This window comes from uncultured Porphyromonas sp. (assembly GCF_934359325.1).
In the GTDB taxonomy this organism is placed as follows: domain Bacteria; phylum Bacteroidota; class Bacteroidia; order Bacteroidales; family Porphyromonadaceae; genus Porphyromonas_A.
Genome location: NZ_CAKRLH010000141.1, coordinates 1 through 4,279, shown reverse-complemented (window position 1 = coordinate 4,279; position 4,279 = coordinate 1). Strand labels below are relative to the sequence as shown.

General features: G+C 55.6%; 6 protein-coding genes. 2 read left to right on the top strand and 4 right to left on the bottom strand.

Annotation, left to right across the window (positions count from 1 at the left end):
• On the top strand, positions 1-162 hold a 162-nt coding region (locus tag Q0F21_RS05795; protein ID WP_363282671.1), incomplete at its 5' end, for a porin.
• Between the two features lie 178 nt (positions 163-340).
• On the top strand, positions 341-787 hold the full coding sequence (locus Q0F21_RS05790) for a BACON domain-containing carbohydrate-binding protein (protein WP_297238222.1): 447 nt from the start codon (positions 341-343) through the stop codon (positions 785-787).
• Between the two features lie 84 nt (positions 788-871).
• Here Q0F21_RS05790 and Q0F21_RS05785 read toward each other — a convergent pair whose 3' ends face one another.
• Genes Q0F21_RS05785 through Q0F21_RS05770 form a run of 4 tightly spaced genes read right to left on the bottom strand, consistent with a single transcriptional unit; the run spans position 872 to position 3,978 of the window.
• Entirely contained in the window at positions 872-1,567 is a 696-nt protein-coding gene (locus tag Q0F21_RS05785) for an OmpA family protein (RefSeq protein WP_297132513.1), read from the bottom strand.
• A 47-nt stretch (positions 1,568-1,614) separates the two neighbouring features.
• The gene (locus tag Q0F21_RS05780) at positions 1,615-2,301 is read right to left on the bottom strand and encodes a YggS family pyridoxal phosphate-dependent enzyme (RefSeq protein ID WP_297238219.1); all 687 of its coding nucleotides are present in this window, start codon (positions 2,299-2,301) and stop codon (positions 1,615-1,617) included.
• A gap of 9 nt (positions 2,302-2,310) precedes the next feature.
• Positions 2,311-2,754, bottom strand: coding sequence for a DUF4494 domain-containing protein (locus tag Q0F21_RS05775; RefSeq protein WP_297238217.1), 444 nt, complete (start codon positions 2,752-2,754; stop codon positions 2,311-2,313).
• Between the two features lie 27 nt (positions 2,755-2,781).
• Positions 2,782-3,978 carry a 1-acyl-sn-glycerol-3-phosphate acyltransferase gene (locus Q0F21_RS05770; RefSeq protein WP_297238215.1) on the bottom strand — a complete coding sequence of 399 codons (1,197 nt, stop codon included), beginning with the start codon at positions 3,976-3,978 and terminating at the stop codon, positions 2,782-2,784.
• Between the last annotated feature and the right edge of the window lie 301 nt (positions 3,979-4,279).

Below are 4,279 nucleotides of genomic sequence, written 5' to 3'. Positions count from 1 at the left end.
CTCGGCTACTTCGCCGGCGTGGAGTACTACCCGATGGAGGATGGCAATCTCCACTTCTTCCTCACCTACGTGGGTCGCAACTTCAAGAATAACATTGACGATACCACCGCCTCCACCAATAAGTTGCTCTGCGGCTTCATCTACCAGCTCCCGATGTTCTGATCGGGGCAGGCACATCACCTAAGAAGGGAGAGCAGACCCACTGAGGATCTGCTCTCCCTTCTTTATGCAAAGGACTAATGTGGTCATCCCGAACCACTTTGTAGAAACGTCGCATTTCACGTAACTTCGCAGACAGAAGTATGGCTATAATCTGTACGTCCGAACATCAAAATAACATATGAAACATCATCATTATTTGTGGGCACTCTCGGTCTGCTTTCTTCTCCTCTTGGCCTGCGGGTGCGACGACACCAGCCAGACTCCTAGGATTAAGCACAAGGTCATAGAGTTTGACCAAACTGGGGGGACCAAGGTCAACGAGGTAGCTCTAAAGAAGAATCCATGGTTTTTCCACTCTCTTATTGTCTACGAGCAAGATCCATCAGCCACCACGGTCAATAAGGTCAGGGAAAGGGAGCTGACGAAGGACGAGATGGAGATCACCACCACGAAGGACGGCGACAAGGTCATCCATTATGACTGGATCACCTTCTGTATCTCCAAGGACACCCGCACGATTACCGTGACCGCTGAGGAGAATAAGACAGGGAAGCCACGATCCATTTACTTTATGGCGTTGGGCATAGTATGGGGACCCTCCTTCACTGTCAATCAAAAGGAGTGATCCGGTCCTCCACAATTCACCTAAAAAGGGAGAGCAGATCCACTGAGGATCTGCTCTCCCTTTTTTTGTACTTGGATGAGTTGCTTACTTCTGCTTGGCAGCCTCGGCCTTAGCCTCGTTGATCATCTCCTGACTCGGCAGGATGAAGACCTCCACGCGGCGGTTCTTAGCACGACCCTCAGGGGTACCATTGTCAGCGATGGGCTGGTCGGGACCTACACCATCGAGGGTCATACGGGTGCTGGACACCTGATGCTCGCGGAGGAAGTTTACCACGCTCTGAGCGCGACGCTTAGAGAGACCGACATTGTAGGCATGCTTACCGGTGCTGTCGGTGTGACCTACGATGCGGATGTTGGTCTGAGGGTTGGCATTCATATTTGCCGCAAAGCGAGTAAGAGCCTCCCGAGACTGGGGGCTGAGTGCGGTGTTGTCAAAGCCGAAGAGGATGCCGCTGTCGAAGGTGACGCGGATCGCCTCACCATTATTGACACGCTCCACCTCAGCCTCAGGGACAGCCTTCTCGAGCTCCTTAGCCTGCTTCTCCATATGGTTGCCGATGAGACCACCGGCGACACCGCCCACGATGCCACCGATGAGGGCACCTGCTCCGGCATTGCCTGCCGTATTACCGATGCCGGCACCGATGGCGGCACCTGCTGCGGTACCGGTACCGGCACCGAGGACGGTCTTGTCCATCTTCTGTAGGAAGCCACAGCCGCTGAGCGAGATGCTGAGGGCAAGGGCGGAAGTAGCGAGGATTGTTGTTGTCTTCTTCATGATTCTTCTATTCTACTGATTCAAAATTAATAGTTACCCAACGTAAGTCAGTACTCACGAGGGCCAAAGATCGCCGTGCCGATGCGCACATACGTCGCGCCGTGCCTAAGGGCGATCTTATAGTCTTGGGACATGCCGATGGAAAGCTCACGGAAGGAGGGCTGATCAGCAAAGTACCGGTCGCGCACCTCACCGAGGAGCTCCTGCATGCGGGCAAACTGCCACTCCACCAGCTCCATATCATCGGTCAGCGAGGCCATCGCCATCAGCCCGACCACCTCGACATGAGGGCAGTCGTCGATCAGCCCCGACTCGAGGAGCTCATGCAGCTCTGTCTCATCCAGTCCGTGCTTCGACTCCTCACCCGAGATATGGATCTGGAGGAGGCACCGTATCGGACCCCGCTCTGCGGGACGCTCCTGGATCACCGCCTGCCGCTCGATCTCCCTCAGGAGCTTAGCCGAGTCGACGCTCTCGATCGTGTCTACAAAGGGGGCAATGTACTTGACCTTATTCCGCTGAAGCGTCCCGATCAGGTGCCACTGCACATCGTCAGGCATCTCCGGCTGCTTCGCCACCATCTCCTGGACGCGATTTTCGCCAAAGATACGCTGCCCGGCATCGTACGCCTCACGGAGCTTCTCGACGGGATGAAACTTCGACACAGCGACGAGGCGAACCTGCTCTCCCAGCTCCCTCCTCAGGGTCTCTATGCGATCGGCGATGGTACTCATGGGCTGCTCTTACTCTGCTGCGGGCTTAGACTCCGGAGCCTCGTACTGAAAGGCGTCCACCAGCTGCGTCTCTGCGATCGAGGCGATGGTCCAGTCGGCGAGCGTTGTCTTCATCTGCTTCTCCAGCTCCTCCAGTGCGTCCCTAAAGTCATTCGCCTGCACCAGCATATAGGTGTACTTCTTCTTCTCCACGCCATTCTTCTCGTCCAGCTGGATAAATCCCACCTTTGCCTTGTAGAAGAGCTGACCGTTGTTGAAGAACGTCTCGGAGTAATTCACCTTCTTGACGCTGTCGAGGCGGAAAGGGCCACGGCTCTCCATCTCCCCACTCATACGCTCCTCAGCCTCGGTAAAGGTTAGGGCATCGACGAGGTAGTACTCGTGGACCTTCTGGACTTTGCCGGACTCGGCGATCTCTTTTTCGTAAGTGACTTTGCACTCAAACCAACTCATGGAGCTTAATATCTTTCTTAGTAAAACTTATCTGCGGATGATCTTGCGCGTGATGAGGTTATTGACCAGAGGATTGGCATAAGCGTCAAAGATCATATGTGCCACCTCCTCCCGGTCCTTGGTTGCCACCTTGGCGGCATCCATCTGCTCCTCCACGTAGAGCTCGAAGAGCAGTCGCTCCTTGCGGCTGTACATGGAGTCAAATTGGTCTCCACCGCGGACGATGTCGTAGGCGATGTAGTTGGAGGGGTAGAAGCGGTAGCTGAGGAAGATCTGCCGGTCGATCTCCCGGGCAATGGCAGCCAGTTGCTCATTCTTGCTTGCCTCCGGCTCGTAGAGCGAGGCGAGGTCGTGCAGCGGCTCAGCCACCTTGATATGGACGCGTCCCTTCCTGCCACTCAGACCGGTACGCATACTGACGAGATCCTCTGTCGGCTGCTTCTGGTAGTCCGGGTTGCGCCGACGAGCAAGGAGTTCCACCGCCTTGAGTGCATCACAGGGGTCATACTCGTAGGAGATCGCCATCGGCACTAAGTGGAGACTCTCGATCGACTCGGCGATCGAGGCCCCCCTAGGGGCGCTCAGCGTCAGCATCTTCAGGAGACCGGGCTGTGTGGTGTCGTCGGAGTCCTTCGCCCGACCATCTCTCTGCGCCAGCCAGATATGCTCCTCTCCCTGCTCCACGGCAGTCCTTATATACTCCGAGAGACGCTTAGACTCCAGCAGGGTCTCACGCACCGGCAGCCCACGCTTCACCACCACGCCGTCACAGAGCCTCACGAGGGTCCGTATCCAGGGACGCTTCAGGAGATTGTCCCCCAGCGTCATCCTCGGCATCGAGAGACCCGACTGCAGGAAGAGCTGATCCAGTATGGCGGAGTCGAGGATGATGTCCCGGTGATTGGAGACGAGGAGATACTTTGTACTCCCCTCTCGGTCGAGATTACTCGTGCCGGAGATGGTGGTGGAGAAGGTGGTCTTATCGAGCAGTCCCGAGAGACCGGCACTGATGAAGAGGCGCTTGAAGTCAAAGATCGACCTCACCTGCTCGCTCAGCAGCGTCTCACTCTCCGGCGAGAGATCGAAGCCAAAGGTTTCGGCAAAGTGACGAAACCCCTCATCCCCAAGCAGCTCCACGATGGCGTCATGCACCTCGTCATCCGCAAAGGGACGGATGGTCTCGAAGTGCGGATCGGTCGTACTATGGTATTGATTATCCGGCATATCTAACATAACTACGTGATGGACCCCACCAGCGGTCGGATCCCATTACTCTCGTAAAGGTACCACTTTTCACTCATCCCGTATCATAATTCTCTCAGGAGTGCCTATATTATAAGGTCAAAAGTGCTCACCGGCACAGATAGCCGACATAGGCCGAGTACTCCTCATCTATCACTCACCACTGCTAAGTTGTCTGCAAATATACGCCAGAGTCCCCAACCGATAGTCTCCTCAAGTCACGAAACGTCTCCTAAGTGCATATCCTAGCACTTGTGGTCAGTTACCCAAGTGCACCATCTAC

What these genes read in the sequence shown, in the direction of transcription:
- Q0F21_RS05775 (WP_297238217.1), bottom strand. Translation starts at nt 2,754, where the DNA reads ATGAGTTGGTTTGAGTGCAAAGTCACTTACGAAAAAGAGATCGCCGAG.
- Q0F21_RS05785 (WP_297132513.1), bottom strand. Translation starts at nt 1,567, where the DNA reads ATGAAGAAGACAACAACAATCCTCGCTACTTCCGCCCTTGCCCTCAGC.
- Q0F21_RS05790 (WP_297238222.1), top strand. Translation starts at nt 341, where the DNA reads ATGAAACATCATCATTATTTGTGGGCACTCTCGGTCTGCTTTCTTCTC.
- Q0F21_RS05770 (WP_297238215.1), bottom strand. Translation starts at nt 3,978, where the DNA reads ATGCCGGATAATCAATACCATAGTACGACCGATCCGCACTTCGAGACC.
- Q0F21_RS05780 (WP_297238219.1), bottom strand. Translation starts at nt 2,301, where the DNA reads ATGAGTACCATCGCCGATCGCATAGAGACCCTGAGGAGGGAGCTGGGA.